General features: G+C 72.6%; 19 protein-coding genes and 2 pseudogenes. 3 read left to right on the forward strand and 18 right to left on the reverse strand.

The features are described 5' to 3' along the window. From ACFPZ3_RS39070 to ACFPZ3_RS39105, 8 genes are all read right to left on the reverse strand, one after another. Positions 1 to 412: phosphoenolpyruvate-utilizing N-terminal domain-containing protein (locus tag ACFPZ3_RS39070; RefSeq protein WP_379519395.1), on the reverse strand; the 412-nt coding region annotated here is incomplete at its 3' end. Further along, positions 405 to 686: an HPr family phosphocarrier protein gene (locus tag ACFPZ3_RS39075; protein ID WP_379519396.1), complete on the reverse strand. Its 282-nt coding sequence runs from the start codon at positions 684 to 686 to the stop codon at positions 405 to 407. The genes ACFPZ3_RS39070 and ACFPZ3_RS39075, both read right to left, overlap by 8 nt. Positions 687 to 699: 13 nt before the next feature. Continuing rightward, positions 700 to 1704, reverse strand: a complete 1005-nt coding sequence (locus ACFPZ3_RS39080; protein WP_379519397.1) for a zinc-dependent dehydrogenase — start codon at positions 1702 to 1704, stop codon at positions 700 to 702. Next, a complete protein-coding gene (locus ACFPZ3_RS39085; protein ID WP_379519398.1) occupies positions 1701 to 2126 on the reverse strand; it encodes a PTS mannitol transporter subunit IIA in 426 nt (141 codons plus the stop codon). Before ACFPZ3_RS39085 ends, ACFPZ3_RS39080 begins: the two co-directional genes overlap by 4 nt. Next, complete coding sequence (locus ACFPZ3_RS39090) at positions 2119 to 2427, reverse strand: PTS sugar transporter subunit IIBC family protein (RefSeq protein WP_379519399.1); 309 nt, start codon at positions 2425 to 2427, stop codon at positions 2119 to 2121. The genes ACFPZ3_RS39085 and ACFPZ3_RS39090 overlap by 8 nt, the downstream gene beginning before the upstream one ends. A 4-nt stretch (positions 2428 to 2431) precedes the next feature. Further along, entirely contained in the window at positions 2432 to 3553 is a 1122-nt protein-coding gene (gene mtlA, locus ACFPZ3_RS39095; RefSeq protein WP_379519400.1) for a mannitol-specific PTS transporter subunit IIC, read from the reverse strand. A 33-nt stretch (positions 3554 to 3586) separates the two neighbouring features. After that, complete coding sequence (gene pfkB, locus ACFPZ3_RS39100; protein ID WP_379519401.1) at positions 3587 to 4555, reverse strand: 1-phosphofructokinase; 969 nt, start codon at positions 4553 to 4555, stop codon at positions 3587 to 3589. A 37-nt stretch (positions 4556 to 4592) separates the two neighbouring features. Continuing rightward, positions 4593 to 5354, reverse strand: coding sequence for a DeoR/GlpR family DNA-binding transcription regulator (locus ACFPZ3_RS39105; RefSeq protein ID WP_379519402.1), 762 nt, complete (start codon positions 5352 to 5354; stop codon positions 4593 to 4595). Between the two features lie 108 nt (positions 5355 to 5462). Between ACFPZ3_RS39105 and ACFPZ3_RS39110 the strand changes: the two genes are divergently transcribed. Further along, positions 5463 to 6329, forward strand: a complete 867-nt coding sequence (locus ACFPZ3_RS39110) for a D-alanyl-D-alanine carboxypeptidase family protein (protein WP_379519403.1) — start codon at positions 5463 to 5465, stop codon at positions 6327 to 6329. On the opposite strand, the gene ACFPZ3_RS39115 is transcribed toward ACFPZ3_RS39110, so the two are convergent. Then, entirely contained in the window at positions 6322 to 6927 is a 606-nt protein-coding gene (locus ACFPZ3_RS39115) for a class I SAM-dependent methyltransferase (protein WP_379519404.1), read from the reverse strand. The two genes, ACFPZ3_RS39110 and ACFPZ3_RS39115, sit on opposite strands and share 8 nt — an antisense overlap. A gap of 21 nt (positions 6928 to 6948) precedes the next feature. Here ACFPZ3_RS39115 and ACFPZ3_RS39120 point away from each other — a divergent pair, with 21 nt between their 5' ends. Continuing rightward, positions 6949 to 7833 (forward strand): hypothetical protein, encoded by an 885-nt coding sequence (locus tag ACFPZ3_RS39120; RefSeq protein ID WP_379519405.1) that lies wholly within the window; start codon positions 6949 to 6951, stop codon positions 7831 to 7833. On the opposite strand, the gene ACFPZ3_RS39125 is transcribed toward ACFPZ3_RS39120, so the two are convergent. From ACFPZ3_RS39125 to def, 7 genes and pseudogenes are all read right to left on the reverse strand, one after another. Next, positions 7830 to 8183, reverse strand: coding sequence for an MmcQ/YjbR family DNA-binding protein (locus ACFPZ3_RS39125; RefSeq protein ID WP_379519406.1), 354 nt, complete (start codon positions 8181 to 8183; stop codon positions 7830 to 7832). The two genes, ACFPZ3_RS39120 and ACFPZ3_RS39125, sit on opposite strands and share 4 nt — an antisense overlap. Before the next feature lie 19 nt (positions 8184 to 8202). Continuing rightward, entirely contained in the window at positions 8203 to 8619 is a 417-nt protein-coding gene (locus ACFPZ3_RS39130; protein ID WP_379519407.1) for a CBS domain-containing protein, read from the reverse strand. Positions 8620 to 8818: 199 nt separating this feature from the next. Continuing rightward, positions 8819 to 8959 (reverse strand): annotated as a pseudogene (locus tag ACFPZ3_RS39135) (ABC transporter ATP-binding protein); the annotation flags it as partial. Positions 8960 to 9116: 157 nt separating this feature from the next. Beyond that, positions 9117 to 9167 (reverse strand): annotated as a pseudogene (locus ACFPZ3_RS39140) (hypothetical protein); the annotation flags it as partial. Between the two features lie 274 nt (positions 9168 to 9441). Continuing rightward, a complete protein-coding gene (locus ACFPZ3_RS39145) occupies positions 9442 to 10887 on the reverse strand; it encodes a pyridoxal phosphate-dependent decarboxylase family protein (protein ID WP_379519408.1) in 1446 nt (481 codons plus the stop codon). Beyond that, entirely contained in the window at positions 10880 to 11512 is a 633-nt protein-coding gene (locus ACFPZ3_RS39150) for a helix-turn-helix domain-containing protein (RefSeq protein WP_379519409.1), read from the reverse strand. Before ACFPZ3_RS39150 ends, ACFPZ3_RS39145 begins: the two co-directional genes overlap by 8 nt. Positions 11513 to 11519: 7 nt before the next feature. After that, on the reverse strand, positions 11520 to 12053 hold the full coding sequence (gene def, locus ACFPZ3_RS39155) for a peptide deformylase (RefSeq protein ID WP_379519410.1): 534 nt from the start codon (positions 12051 to 12053) through the stop codon (positions 11520 to 11522). A gap of 152 nt (positions 12054 to 12205) precedes the next feature. Between def and ACFPZ3_RS39160 the strand changes: the two genes are divergently transcribed. Then, positions 12206 to 13012: a class I SAM-dependent methyltransferase gene (locus ACFPZ3_RS39160; RefSeq protein WP_379519411.1), complete on the forward strand. Its 807-nt coding sequence runs from the start codon at positions 12206 to 12208 to the stop codon at positions 13010 to 13012. A gap of 111 nt (positions 13013 to 13123) precedes the next feature. On the opposite strand, the gene ACFPZ3_RS39165 is transcribed toward ACFPZ3_RS39160, so the two are convergent. Then, positions 13124 to 13639, reverse strand: a complete 516-nt coding sequence (locus ACFPZ3_RS39165) for a hypothetical protein (RefSeq protein ID WP_379519412.1) — start codon at positions 13637 to 13639, stop codon at positions 13124 to 13126. A 19-nt stretch (positions 13640 to 13658) separates the two neighbouring features. Next, positions 13659 to 14591 (reverse strand): hypothetical protein, encoded by a 933-nt coding sequence (locus ACFPZ3_RS39170; protein WP_379519413.1) that lies wholly within the window; start codon positions 14589 to 14591, stop codon positions 13659 to 13661. Positions 14592 to 14595: the final 4 nt, after the last annotated feature.

Genomic DNA, 14595 nt, shown 5'->3' on the forward strand with positions numbered 1-14595 from the left:
GGTGTTTGAGGTCGTCCAGGTCGGCGGCCCGCTCGGCCAGGTACCCGCCCAGCGCGGCCAGGGCCTCGCGGTGCCTGGTGAAGGCCGCGTCCAGGGCGTGCGGGGCGTCCGCGCCGTCCCTGGCCAGCCGTTCGGCCTCCTCCAGGAGCATGGGATCCTCGGCGATCATGGCCAGGGCTTCCAGGATCTCCGCCGCCGGCCCGTCCGTGGCGGCGGCCCGCCGGTTGAGGTCGGCGGCCACCGCCTCCAGCGCCTTGACGACGGCGGCGGCCTCGCCACCGGGATCGATGACCGTACGCGGCGCGGGCAGCGCCGGGGGACCGGCCATCCGCAGCACGGGCCCGACGGCCCGTCCCTGACTGACTCCCAGCCCGGTGAGCCGCCCCCCGCCTCCGGCCCAGAGGTCAGGCATCGAGGGCTTCTTCCGCGTCCAGATCGCGGGACAGGAGCGCCGCCAGCGTGTCCAGGGCTTTGTCCGCCCCCGGCCCGTCCGCCTCCAGCGTGACCTCCGTGCCGTGCACGACGCCCAGCGACAGCACGCCCAGCATGCTCTTGGCCGGCACCGACTTCTCCCCGGCCCGGATCGTCACCGGCACGCCGGCCTTGATCGCCGCCTGCACGAACAGCTTGGCGGGACGGGCGTGCAGGCCGCTGGCCGAGGCCACGATTACCGTTCGCTGTGCCATCACCAACAACTCCTCAGGGTTCGATCGTGACCTTGATGGCCGTACCCCGGCTGACGAGGTCGATCCCGTCCAGCACACGAGGAAGCGGCAGCCGGTGGGTGATGAGGTCGGACACCGGCACGGAGCCCTCCGCCACCAGCCGCAGCGCCTGCGCGTTGTGGGCCGGGCTGGAGCCGTTCGCGCCGACGATGGTCAGCTCCCGGTAGTGCACCAGGTTCGAGTCCAGCGCGATGTACGGGTCGTCCTTGGGCAGCCCGCCGAAGAAGCTGATCCGCCCCTGCCTGGCCGTCATCCGCACCGCCTGCTCCTGCGCCGCGCCGGCCGCCGCCGCCGTGATGACCACGTCCGCGCCCCGGCCGCCGGTCAGCTTCATGACCTGCGCCACGGGGTCGTCGTCGATGGCCGCGTCGGGGTGTACCAGTTCGGCGGCCATCGCCAGGCGCTGCGCGTTGACGTCCACCAGGAAGACGCGGGCCGCCCCGCGCGCCCGCGCCAGGCGGACGTGCAGGCAGCCGATGGGGCCGGCGCCCATCACCACCACGTCGTCCCCTGGCCCGACGCGGGCGAGCGTCTGGCCGTTCAGCACGCAGGCGAGCGGCTCGGCCACCGACGCCTCCGCGTAGCCGACGCCGTCGGGGATGGCGTTGACGCCGTTCACGGCGAGCACCTTGGCCGGGATGATCATGTACTCGGCGAAGCCGCCGTCGTAGTGGTAGCCCATCGACTCCTGGTTCGGGCACACGGTCTGGCGGCCGCGCCGGCACTCACCGCACGTGCCGCACGGGATCGCGGCGATCACCTGCACGCGCGCGCCCGTGTCCACGACCTCGCCGGCGATCTCGTGGCCCATCACGCGCGGCGGCACGATGTGGTGGTGACCGAACTTGAAGATCTTGGCGTCGGTGCCGCAGGTCGAGCAGTTGCGTACGCGGATCTTCAGCTCGCCCGGCCCGGCGACGGGCTCGGGCGCGTCCTCGATCCTGATGTCGCCGGGCGCGTGGAAGCGCGCGACCTTCATGTCAGCTCCTTCATCACCTGGGAGACCTCGGTGGCCTCGCGCAGCGCTCGCGCCCTGTCGGGGTCGAGCAGGATCTCTGCCAGCGCCGCCAGCAACGGCACGTGCCCGTCGTCCTTGGCGGCGATGCCGACGCAGAGCGTGACGGGCTCGCCGTCCCAGTCCACGCCGCCGGGGAAGCGCACCACGCAGATCGCGTCGCGCAGGACGTCTCCCTTGGAGGCGTTCGTCCCGTGCGGGATGGCCACGCCCTCGCCGACGTAGGTGGAGATCGACCGCTCCCGCTCCAGCATGGCCTCGACGTACGGCTCCGCGACCGCCCCCACCTCGACCAGCGCCCGCCCGCACCGCCGGATGGCGGCGTCGCGGTCGGGGGCGCTCTCGTGCAGCAGCACGGCCCGTGGGTCGAGCAGGTCGTCACGCATCGACCGTGCCGCCGTTCTTGATCGTGTTGACCAGCCGGGTGACCGCCGGGTCGCCGAGGAAGATCTGGAACGACACCAGCACCTTCCCGGGAGCCGAGGCCTTGGCCCGGGCGGCCAGGCCGGTGTGGCACAGCACCACGTCGGCGTCGTCGGGGATGGAGTTGACCGGGGTGTGCTCCACGGTCACGCCGGTCCCCTTGAGCTGCTTCTTGAGCTGGGAGGCGAGCATCACGCTGCTGCCCATGCCCGCGTCGCAGGCCACGATTATCTTGTGAATGTCCTTGCTGTCGATACCGGCCATGACGCTATGCCTCCTTGGTGACGGGTTCTACGGACTCGGCGGATTCGGCGGGCCCGGCGGGCTCGGCGGGCTCCGCCTTCTCGCCTCTGCCGAAGCCGAGCAGGATGGCGGCGACGGCGAACGAGACGCCGGTCGCCACGAGGATGCCCAGGCTGGAGCTGAGCCAGCCGCCCCTCGGGGTGACGGCGAGGTAGGCGAAGATGCTGCCGGGTGACGGGGTGGCGACCAGGCCGGCCCCCGTGATCATGAACGTGAACACTCCGGCCGCGCCGCCCGCGATGACGGCCAGGATGAGGCGGGGCTTCATGAGCACGTACGGGAAGTAGATCTCGTGGATGCCGCCGAAGAAGTGGATGATCATCGCGGCGGGTGTGCTCGGCCGCAGCGCGCGCGGTCCGAACAGCAGGTAGGCCAGCAGCAGGCCCAGCCCGGGCCCCGGGTTCGACTCCAGCATGAACAGGATCGACTTGCCGGTCTCGGCGGCCTCGGCCACGCCCAGCGGGCTCAGCACGCCGTGGTTGATGGCGTTGTTCAGGAACAACACCTTGGCCGGCTCGATCAGTACGGAGGCGATCGGCAGCAGGTTGTTGACGATCAGCCACTCCACCGCCTGCCCGGCGGCCGTGGTGACCGTCTGCACGACGGGGCCGATGCCGAACATGCCGACCACGGCCATCGCGCCGCCCACGATGCCGGCGGTGAAGTTGTCCACCAGCATCTCGAACCCGGCCTTGGTCCGCTCCTCCGTGAACTTGTCCACATATTTCAGGATCAGGGCGGCGAGCGGGCCGATGATCATGGCGCCGAGGAACATGGGGGAGTCCGTGCCCACCACGACGCCCATCACCGCCACCGCGCCGACGACCGCGCCGCGCTGCCCGTGCACCATCCGGCCGCCGGTATAGGCGATGAGGATCGGCAGCAGCATCTTGATGATCGGGTCGACCATCTTCGCGAGCGTCTCGTTGGGCAGCCAGCCGGTCGGGATGAACAGCGCGGTGATCAGGCCCCAGGCGATGAACGCGCCGATGTTCGGCATGATCATGCCGGCCAGATGGCCGCCGATGCGCTGGATAGTGGCCTTGACCCCGGTTCCGCTGACCGGGGGGGTATACGTGTCGGCCATGGGACGTGCTCCTTCTGGGGGATGAGCAGTTGATCAGCCGGGGTTAAGGGAAGGGGTGGGCGGGAGGGGTGAGGTGAGCGGGCGCTCGGGGTCGGGCGGGTGGACGGTGACCGCGCCGACGTCGATGTCGGCGGGGCCCGGCATGCGGCTGCCGGGCAGGCGTACGGCCGCGGCGCCCCAGGCCAGAGCCAGGGCCAGGGCGTGGGGCCCGTGGCCGCCGGCGGCGAGGAAGCCCGCCAGCATGGCGTCGCCGGCGCCGACCGAGCTGCGCGGCCCGGTCACGGGCGCCTCGCCGTACCAGATGCCGCCCTCCTCGACGAGCACGGCGCCGTCGGCGCCCAGGCTGGCCAGCACGGAACGCGCGCCGGCGGCCCGCAGCTTGCCCGCCGCCTCGGCCACGTCGCCCAGCCGCCGGATGGGCACGCCGGTGGCCGCGGACAGCTCCTCCAGGTTGGGTTTGACCAGGGCGGGCGCGGCCCCGAGGGCGCAGGCGAGCGCGGGGCCGCTGGTGTCCACGGCGACGTGGATGCCCGCCCCGGCGAACCTGCGGCACAACCGGGCGTAGACGTCGGCCGGCACCTGGGGAGGCAGGCTGCCCGACGCCACCACCCAGTCGGCCTCGTGCGCGGCGGCCAGCACGGTGTCGGCGATCGTGTCGAGCTCCTCCGGCGACAGCGCGGTGCCGGGCTCGTTGATCTTGGTGATGGTGCCGTCGGGCTCGGCGAGCGTGACGTTCGACCGGGTCGGGCCCGCCACGGGGACGGTGACCATGTCGAGCCCCTCGGCGGCCAGCAGGCGGACGAGCTGCCTGCCCTCGTCCCCGCCGTAGGGCACCACGGCCCGGCTCGCCACGTCGTTGGCCAGCAGGGCGCGCGAGACGTTGACTCCCTTGCCGCCGGGGTCGAGGTGGGCGGCGGCGGCGCGGATGACCGCGCCCCGGTCGAGTGAGGCGATCTCGATCGTGCGGTCGAGGCTGGGGTTGAGGGTCAGGGTGAGGATCACGTCGCGATCGCCTCCCGGCCCGCGGTCAGGGTGAGGATCATGCCCTGATCACCTCCGGGCCCGCGGCCGCAACGTCGGCGGCGAGCGTCGTGTCCAGCCCGGTGTCGGTGATCACCACGTCGATCTCGCTCAGCTCGGCGAACGTGGACAGGTAGGTGTTGCCGAACTTCGTGTGGTCGGCCAGCAGCACGCTGCGCTGCGCGGCCTTGACCATGGCCCGCTTGATCGCCGCCTCGGCCGGGTCGGGCGTGGTCAGGCCCCCGGCCAGTGAGCAGCCGTTGGTCGCCATGAAGGCCACGTCCACGTTGAGGTAGGCCAGCGGGCGCAGCGCCCAGTCGTCCACCGTGGCCAGCGTCTTGCCGCGCACCCGGCCCCCAAGCATGATCACGTGCAGGTTGGCGCGCGCGGCCAGGGCGGTGGCCAGCGGCGGGGAGTTGACGACCACGGTCAGCTCCTGGTCGGCGGGCAGCACCTGCACCAGGCGGCCCGTGGTGGTGCCCGCGTCGATGATCACGGACCCGTCCTCGGGCAGCTCGGCGAGCGCGGCCTTGGCGATGCGTTCCTTCTCGGCCGTCATGACCTCGTCGCGGGTGGCCAGCGCGGGCTCGAACCCCAGCCGCTCCACGGGGATCGCGCCCCCGTGCACGCGGCGCAGCACACCCGCCCGCTCCAGCGCGGTCAGGTCGCGGCGGATGGTCTCGGTGGTCACGTCGAGCTCGGCGGACAGCGTCACCACGTCGACGCGGCCCGCTGTCCGCGCTCTCCGCAGGATCTCCTGCTGCCGTTCCTCGGCGTACATGATGTTGATTCACCGCCGTTTCGAGTTGGTTTCTCCTGTGTTTATACCCGTTTTCGTTGCCTGGTCAAGAGTGTGCGGCGGGAATCTGGTAGTTATAGGCGGATGCTCATGAAGCCCCTCGCCGCAGCCGTGCCCCTCGTCGTCGCGCTCGCGGCGCCCGCCCACGCCTCCGACATCTCTCAGGCGAAGCCGCCCGTCGTCCCCGCGGGGACGACGGCCTCATGGGTGGTGTTCGACCGGCAGGCGGGCAAGATCGTCGCCACGAAGAACGCGCACAGGAAATACCGCTCGGCCTCTGTCGTGAAGATCCTCATCGCGATCGACTACCTGGAGCGGCGCAAGAGCGTGCCCGCGGCCGACGCCAAGCTGCTGAAGGTCATGCTGCGCTCCAGCGACGACCACGCGGCCTCCACCTTCTGGGAGCGCCTGGGCAAGGGGCAGATCATCGTCAGACAGGCCCGCAAACTGGGCCTGTCCGACACCACGCCGCCGCCCGTCTCCAAGCCCGGGTTCTGGGGCTACACCTCGCTGAGCGCGTACGACATCGTGCGCACCTACCGCTACCTGCTCGACCGGGCCGACGCGAAGACCAGGGACACCATCCTGGGCCACCTGCGGCAGTCCACCCCCTGCGGGACCGACGGCTTCGACCAGACCTTCGGCATCCCAGACGGCGTGCCCAGGCCGTGGGCGGTCAAGCAGGGCTGGTCGGGCTTCGGCACGACGCCGCCGAGCAAGTGCGGCGGCGACGCCAGGGCCGCGGCGGCGCCGATCTCGTGGATCGCGCGGCGGGCCACCGGCTCGGGCGTGCCCGACTACGGCCGCCCGGTGCTGCACACGACCGGGCTGGCGGGGCAGGGCGACCGCTACGTCATGGCGCTGCTCACCGCCCACCCCGCCGGCGGCGCCTGGAACGCCTCGGTCAAGCGCGTCACCACCCTGGCCAGGGACCTCTACCGCAGCGTGGCTAGCTGACGAAGGTGAACATCCGCCCGTCCCGCTCCAGGGGCACGGCCGGGCCGGTGTAGCGGTGCACGCCGACGCCGTACGAGGTGCCCTCGACGGCCACCCGCTCGAAGCCGCCGTCCTCGAACCACGAGCAGATCGCCGGCACCAGGTCGGGCTCGTGCCGGGCCCTGGTCCAGATCACCATGGCGCCGGGCGCGCAGAGCTGGGGCAGCGTGGCGACCGTACGCCTGATGTCGTCGTCGGTGATGTTCCCGAACACCCCGCAGACCATCACGAGGTCGGCGGGAACCGCGCCCGCGTACGCCTGGGTCACCGCCGCGTCCCCGCACACCACCTCGGCCCCCTCCGGAGCGATGCTCCTGGCGTGGGCGGCGTTGTGCTCGTCGAGCTCCACCAGCAGCGCCCGGACCTCGCCGCGGCGGGGGTGCGCGGCCAGCACGGGCAGCAGGTCGCGCCCCTGCCCTGCGCACAGGCTCACCACCCGCGAGGCGCCCTCGTCGAGCGCCGTCGCGACCCATCCGCGCACCGTGCGCAGCCGCCGCTCCAGGGACGAACCCGGCTCATCGTGGTGATCGTGCCACTTAACCCAATCGCGTTCCGTCATGATCATTGATAGTTGTAGGGGATGGCGGAGAGAGCAAGTGCTTTGGAACGGGTGCTCAAGCAGGCAGGCGGCCCCGAGATCCTCGACGTCCTGGCCGAGCGGCTGCCCGGCGCCGACCTGACCACGCTGCTGCTGGAGACCATGCGCCGCCGCTCGGGCGCGCTCTCCCCGGCCGACGTGCTGCGGCGCTACGGCCACGACCGTTTCGTGGCCCCCGCCCCGATCCCGTTCGGCCGGCTGCGGCGGGCCGAGGACGCGGCGTTGTCGGCGCTGCCGGAGGAGTTCGAGCCGGTCGTGCTGGCCCCCGTCGTCCCGCTCGGCACCCACTCGGCGCTCGGCCCCGTCGACCAGAACAAGGTGGTCTCCACGATCAGGAACAGTGAGGTCGCCGCCGACCCCACCAACGCCCTCGCCCTGGAGGCGGCCCTGCGCCGCCGCGCTCAGTCCGCGGACGACCCCGGGCGGCCGGTCCGGCTGGCCGCCCTGCAGCGCGTCGTACGCGCCCAGCGCTTCGAAGGCGCCGTCAGCTACGCCCACTTCACCCTGTTCGCCCTGGTGACCGCCGGCCGCGACACCGGCAACCTGGCGTTCGAGCGGCAGCACGCGGCCGAGCACCTGGCCATCCTGACCGCCGCCGTCCGCGCCTGCGGCGCGCCCGAGGCCGAGTCGCGGGTCACGGTCCTGGACGAGCGGTTCGAGCGGGTGGCGGCCGAGCTGGACGCCACCCCCGACCCCGGCAGGGAGGGCGGGCGCGGCTACTACACCGGCCTGTGCTTCAAGGTCTACGGCAAGGGCCTGGAGGCAGGCGACGGCGGCTTCGTGGACTGGACGGCCCGCCTGCTCGGCAACCGCAAGGAACGCCTGCTCATCAGCGCTCTCGGCGTCGACCGTCTGGCCTCGGGCTAGCGGGTCCTGGAAGCGAGCTCCTGCTCCAGGCGCACCTTCTTCGGCACGCACATCCGCCACGCCTCCAGCACCAGCTCCCGCGTCTCCGCCACGTCGAGGGCGGCCGTGCGGGCCTCCACCCAGTGGAAGCGCAGGTCCGACTCCCTCGGCAGGAGGAACTTGGCCGGCTCGGCCGCCACCAGGGCCTCGCGTTCCTCCTTGGGGAAGCCGAACCCCATCAGCGTCTCGTCACGCGAGAAGGCCACGTAGACGATGCTGCCCACCCGGAACTTCACCCGGTCCCTGATGAGGTGCTCCGACGAGCGCGGGAGCGTGCGCGCGAACTGCCGTACGTCCTCGACTGTGACCACCAGGCCACCGTACTACCGGTTACCGGTTGCCTTCGGCGGCCGAGATGTCGGCGAGGGCGGAGTTCGGGTCGCGCTCGACGGCCAGGTCGCCCAGGCTCACCACGCCGACCGCGCGGCCGTCCTCGACCACCGGCAGCCGTCGTACGGCGTGCGTCCGCATGAGCCGGACGGCCTGGTCGATGCTGGTGTCGGGGCACACGGCCTCGACGGACGGACTGCATGCCTCGCGTACCGGGGTGTCCGGGCCCAGCTCGGCGGCGACCACGCGCACGGTGATGTCACGGTCGGTGACGATGCCCTGCAGGCGGCCGTGGTCGTTGACGATGATCGCGCCCGTGTCGTTGTCGCGCATGAGCGTGGCCGCGACGGAGACCGGCTGGTCGGCCTCGACCGTCGCCGGGTGGGACGTCATCACATCTGCCACGGTCTTGGCCATGGGATCCTCCTGTAGGTCGGTCCAGCCGACCCCCTACCCGAGCCGCTGAGCGATTCACGCCCGTCCGGCCCGGTCCGTGCCCCCCCGGTGTCAGGACCTCGCGCGGCGGGCCCTCCTCGACGATCCGGCCCGCCTCGATCAGCAGGAGCAGGCGGGGCTCCTGCGCCAGACCCTGCGCGACGAGGGCACGCTGCCGCTGGCCGCCCGACAACGCGCCCAGCCGCCGGGCGGTCAGGCCGGTCAGGCCGGTCAGGCCGAGACTGGCCATGCAGGCGTCCACGATCTCCCAATCCTGGGCCGTCAGCCGCCGCCAGGGACCGCGCAGCGCCCAGCGGCCCATCGCCACCGTCTCCCGGACGGTGATCGGCAGCGCGTCGGAGACGGCGTCGCGCCGTACCACGAGCCCGGGACGGCCGGTGCCGGCCCGCTCGATCGTCCCGCGCGACGGGCGTACGGTCCCGCGTCCCGCGCGACGGGCGTACGGTCCCGGCCGGCACGCCCAGCAGCGTGGACTTGCCTGAGCCGTTCGGGCCGACCACGGCGGTCACGCCGGCGCCGGGCAGCCGGGCCGAGAGCCCGTGCAGGACCGTAGCCCGCCGTGATCCCGCTGATGACGACCTCGCCCATGAAACGAGGTGCTCGACGCATGGAAGGAGCCGCTGGAGTGGCAGCGGCCCCGTCCCAACATCTTCGTCCGTGACCAGGTGATCTACGTGAGCGACCTGCGGGCAGGCGTCCGCACGCGGTGGACTTCGCCTCGGGCGAGGTCACCACCGGTCAGCCCCTCCCGCAGGCCCCGAACGAGCTCACCGGCACCTGAGGTCAGAGCGCCTTGGCCGCCAGGCGGATCTCGTCGAGGAGCACGACGAGATCGTGCTCGGTCGTGTCCGGATGCAGGAAGCAGGCCCGCAGCGCGTCGCGCCCGCCCAGCCGGGTGCCGGTGAGGAAGGCGTTGCCGCGGGCCTGGACCGCGCCCGGCACGGCCCGGTTGAGCGCGTCCAGATCGTCGGCCGGCGGGGTGTGGCGGAAGGCCGTGATCGAGGTGGTGACCGGCGAGAGCAGCTCGAAGTCGGGCGCCTCCTCGACCATGGCGGCCAGCGTGCGGGCCAGCCCGGTCGTGTGGTCCACCAGGCGCTTGACGCCCGCCCGGCCCAGGTGCGACAGCGTCGCCCAGGTCTTCAGGGCGCGGAACGGGCGGGTCTGCTCGGGCCCATACTCGGCGAACCACCCCAGATCGCCCGCGTTGTCGTCGACCAGGTAGGACGGCACGAGGCTGAACGCGGCCCGCGCGGCGGCCGCGTCGCGCAGCAGCGCGCAGCCGCAGCCCACCGGCACGCCGAGCCACTTGTGCGGGTCCAGGGCCAGCGAGTCGGCCCGCTCCAGCCCGGCGTAGTGCCGGGCGGCCCCGTCGGCCAGGATGCCGAGCGCGCCGTACGCGCCGTCCACGTGGAACCAGAGCCCGTAGGAGGCGGCGACGTCGGCGATCTCGTCCAGCGGGTCCACCGCGCCGGAGTTGACGGTGCCCGCGCTGCCCGCCACGCAGAACGGCCGCAGCCCCGCGTCCAGATCCTCGGCGATCATGGCACGCAGCGCGCGCACATCCATCCGGTACGCCTCGTCCACCGGCACCGTACGCACGTTCCGCGCCCCCAGGCCGAGCAACTGGGCGGCCTTGTGCAGGCAGGAGTGCCCCTCCTCGGTCACGTACATGACCAGGGGAGGCCGCCCCGACAGCCCCTCCTCGCGGGCGTCCCAGCCGTCTGCCAGCGCCGCCCGCTGGCGGGCGGTGGCCAGGCAGATCACGGTGGCCATGGACGCGCCGCTGGTCAGCAGCCCGCCGCCCGGCGGGTGCGGGAAGCCGACGAGCCCGGCCAGCCAGCGCACCACCGTACGCTCCAGGTGCGGCCCCGCGTGGTCGCCGCCCGCGCAGCTCGGGTTCAGCGCGGCGGCCAGCGGCTCGACGAGGACGCCCGCCGGGTTGGGCGGCGAGTTCACCCAGCCGAAGAAGCGCGGGTGCCCGTTGCCCATCGGGTACGCCAGCACGTGCTCCCGCGTGTCCTCCAGCAGCTCGTCGAGCGGACGCCCGGTCTCGGGCAGCTCTTGTCCGGTCAGCCAGGCCAGCTCGCCGTCCGGCACCGGCCGCCACACGGGCCGGTCGCCGACGCCCGCAAGGTGGTCGGCCATGATCGCGGCCGCCTTCACCCCGGCCGGCCGCAGCTCGTCGGGGTGGTCGGCCGCCTTCGCTGCGGCCAGGCGCGGCTCATCCATCGGGCGTTTCCCTCCGTGTTTCGTGGTGCCCGACTGTCCCTGTCTTCTGGCCCAGCTCCATGGCCAGGTAGTAGACGCAGTCGGTGGTGCCGTCGTTGGCGAAGGCGTGGTGACAGTCGCCCGGGTAGTAGGCCGAGTCGCCGGCCGCCAGCTCGTACGGCCTGCCGTTGATCGTCAGACGCAGGCCGCCGCGCTCGACCGCGAGGTACTCCCGCGAGCCAGGCGCGTGCGGCACGAACTCGCCCGCGTCCACGCCCGGCCCGATCGTGGTGCGCATGAACTCGAACTCCACCTCGCCCAGCACCGGCGAGAGCACCCGCCGTTCCCAGCCGGACGGGTCGCGCAGCACCCGCTGCTCGGCGTGGCGCAGCACCCGCATCGCCCCGTGCGCGGGCTCGTCGAGCAGCCGGGAGATCGACGTGGCCAGCGCGGTGGCCAGCCGGTCGAGCACGAGCACGGTCGGGGTCTTGGCGCCCCGCTCGACCTCGGAGATCATGCTCCCGCTGATGCCGCTCAGCTCGGCCAGCCGCGCCAGGGACAGCCCGCGCGCCCGCCGCTCGCCCCGGATCCGCAGGCCCAGCTCGGCCATGGACAACCCGCTGGACAGGACCCCATCGCCTTCCATTCCTCCACTATAGCGGCGCTTTGTCCGCTTTAGTGGATTCCTCGTACGCCGCCAGCACCTGCTTGCGCCGCTTGGCGGGAAGACGGTCGATGTACAGATAGCCGTCGAGGTGGTCGGTCTCGTGCTGCAGGCAGCGGGCCAGCAGCCCGGTGCCCTCGACCGTGACGGGCTCGCCGGCGGCGTCGAAACCGTGCACGGTGGCGCGGTCGGGGCGGGGGAGCGGCGCGAACTGGCCGGGCACCGACAGGCAGCCCTCCTCGTCGGCGTCGAGCTGCCGCTCGCCGATCCCGGGCAGCTCCAGCTCGGGGTTGACCAGCACGCCCTTGTGCTGCTGTCCGTCCGCGTCGGAGCAGTCGTAGACGAAGACGCGCAGCGCCACGCCGATCTGGTTGGCGGCCAGGCCCACGCCCTCCGCCGCGTACATGCTCGCGAACATGTCCTCCACCAGCGCCGCCAGGTCGCCGTCGAACCGGGTCACCGGCTCGCACGGGTGGTGCAGCACGGGGTCCCCCACGTGCACGATCGGCCGGACCTCTCCCACGACCAATGCCTTTCCAGGATTGCGAATGGTTTGCGTCAAGTGTACGAGCGGGCGGGGATGACTCGCCCGTGTCTCACAATTCGAGACGCTCTCTCTTGAATGGTGAGACCGCGCTAAGGTGGCCGCCATCGTCGAAACGAAGGAGTTTGCCGATGGACGCCGTATACACGCATGGCCACCACGAGTCCGTGCTGCGCTCGCACCGCTGGCGCACCGCCGCGAACTCGGCCGCGTACCTGCTGCCCCACCTCAAGCCGCACATGAAGGTGCTGGACGTGGGCAGCGGCCCCGGCACGATCACCGCCGACCTGGCGGGGCTGGTCGGGCACATGACGGCGTCCGAGGTGAGCGAGCAGGCCCTTGACCTGGCCAGGGCCGAGGTGGCCGCCAGAGGCGTGGACAACGTGGACTTCGCGGTGGCCGACGTGCACGCGCTGGACTTCCCCGACGACACGTTCTGCGTGGTGCACGCGCACCAGGTGCTCCAGCACGTGGGCGACCCCGTGCGCGCGCTGCGGGAGATGGGCCGGGTGACCAAGCCGCGCGGGTTCGTCGCGGCGCGCGACAGCGACTACCACGCCTTCACCTGGTATCCGCTGCTGCCGGAGCTGGAGGAGTGGATGGAGCTCTACCAGAAGGTCGCCCGGGACAACGGGGGCGAGCCGGACGCCGGGCGGCGGATGTTGTCGTGGGCCCGCGCGGCGGGCTTCGAGGACGTGACCGCCACCTCCTCCACCTGGTGTTTCGCCACGCCTGAAGACCGGGCGTGGTGGGGCGGGATGTGGGCGGAGCGCGTCCTGCGCTCGGCCATGGCCGAGCAGGCGCTGGCCACCGGCGCCGCCACGGAGCCGGACCTGCGGCGCATCTCAGAGGGGTGGCTGAAGTGGGCGGCGGCCGAGGACGGCTGGCTGTCGCTCCTGCACGGCGAGATCATCTGCCGGGTCCCCGAACGCGCGTAGAAGCGGTCCCTGAACGCGCGTGGAACCGGGTTCCCGAACGTGTGTAGAGCCGGGGTCCGGGAACGCGCATGGAACCGGGTCCCCGAACGCGCGCCGGATCCGTGGGCGCGTTCAGATGCCGAGGGTGCGGGCGCGCTGCCACTGCGGGTCGCGGTAGAGGACCATGTCCGTGCCGACCATCTCGTCCGGCGCCGACAACATGGCGATCTCACCCGCGGCCTGCAACTGCAGCAGCAGGTCGCGCACCCGGGGCCCGACCGGCAGCCGCCCCGCGGGCAGCCCCAGCCCGTTCCTGACCGTGTCGGCGATCTCCGACAGGTGGAACGGGCCGTCGAACCCCGCCACGATCCCGCGTACGACGGTGATCGTGATCAGATGCTCGGCCTCGGCGTGCGCGAGTTGCCAGGTGACCTGCTCCCTGCGCCGCCCGGTGCCGGCGCAGGAGGTGCAGCCGCGCTCCAGGCCGGGCGCCGCCTCCTCCTCGGCCGCGCCGAGGCAGGACGAGCACAGCCCGCTCTCGGCGGCGTGCAGCTCGGCCGCCATCCGGCCGCCCAGGATGACGCCGCAGTCACAGGCGAAGGCCTCGCCCAGGATTCCGTTCTGAGGGGTGATCACATGCTTGGTCACCAAACCGACCCTATCGGGATCACCCTCGTACGTCCGCCAGCCCGCGCAACCGGCGCAACGCCTTGCGGGCCGCGGCCGCCACCCGCTCGTCCGGATGGTGCTCGATGAACACCCGCAGCACCTGCCCGGTCCACGGGTGATCCCCGAACGCCAGGATCGCGATCGTGCCGGCCTGCTCCTCGGCGTCCATCCCCATGGCGATCGACTCGATCACCTCACCGGTCTCGCCCCCGAACTCCAGCAGCGCCGCCGCCATGTCCACCAGCACCCAGGCGATCTCCTCCGGCGCCGGTTGCCGCTCGTCCCGCCCGGTCCTGGCCGCGATCACCGCCCCCAGCTTCGGCTCCTCCAGCAGCCTGGTCAGCGCCAGCCGTCCCTCGTCGCCGAAGCTCGTGGACAGCAGCTCCACGCCGACCGCCCGGCCCAGCGGGCTCACCGCGCCCAGCACGGAGGCCAGGTCGGCCACCGCGCCGGAGCCGTCCCTGTCCTTCAGCCACCCCGCCAGCTCCTCGCCGCGCTCGGTCTCCGGGTAGGCCCGCAGCCCGTGCAGCAGGGCCGCCGCGTCGGCGTCCGCGAGCGAGCCCATGACGGGGATGTCCTGCCCGGTGGTCTCGGCGATGATCTGCCGCGCCGCCCACAGGCCGAGCCAGCTCAGCGTGTACGGCTCCGCCTGCCGTACCAGGCCGAGGCCCGTCAGCGTCTCGGGGGACTCGCCCGTGAGCGGCTCCCTGGACAGGAACATCCTGATCAACTCCAGCAGCAGCCCCTCGTCCTCGGCCAGCCGCGCGCGGCACAGCTCCGCCCAGGCGGCCAGCACCTCCGCGTCGTCGCCTTCCGGGTTCTTCAGCTCCCCGGCCAGGGGAGCAGCGCGTACGGCGGCCGCGAGCGTGGCCTCGCCGGGCAGCCGGATCGGGGGCTGCAGGGGCAGCGTGTCGTCGTCGTAGGAGCTCACTCGC

It is taken from the genome of Nonomuraea insulae, from assembly GCF_042656245.1.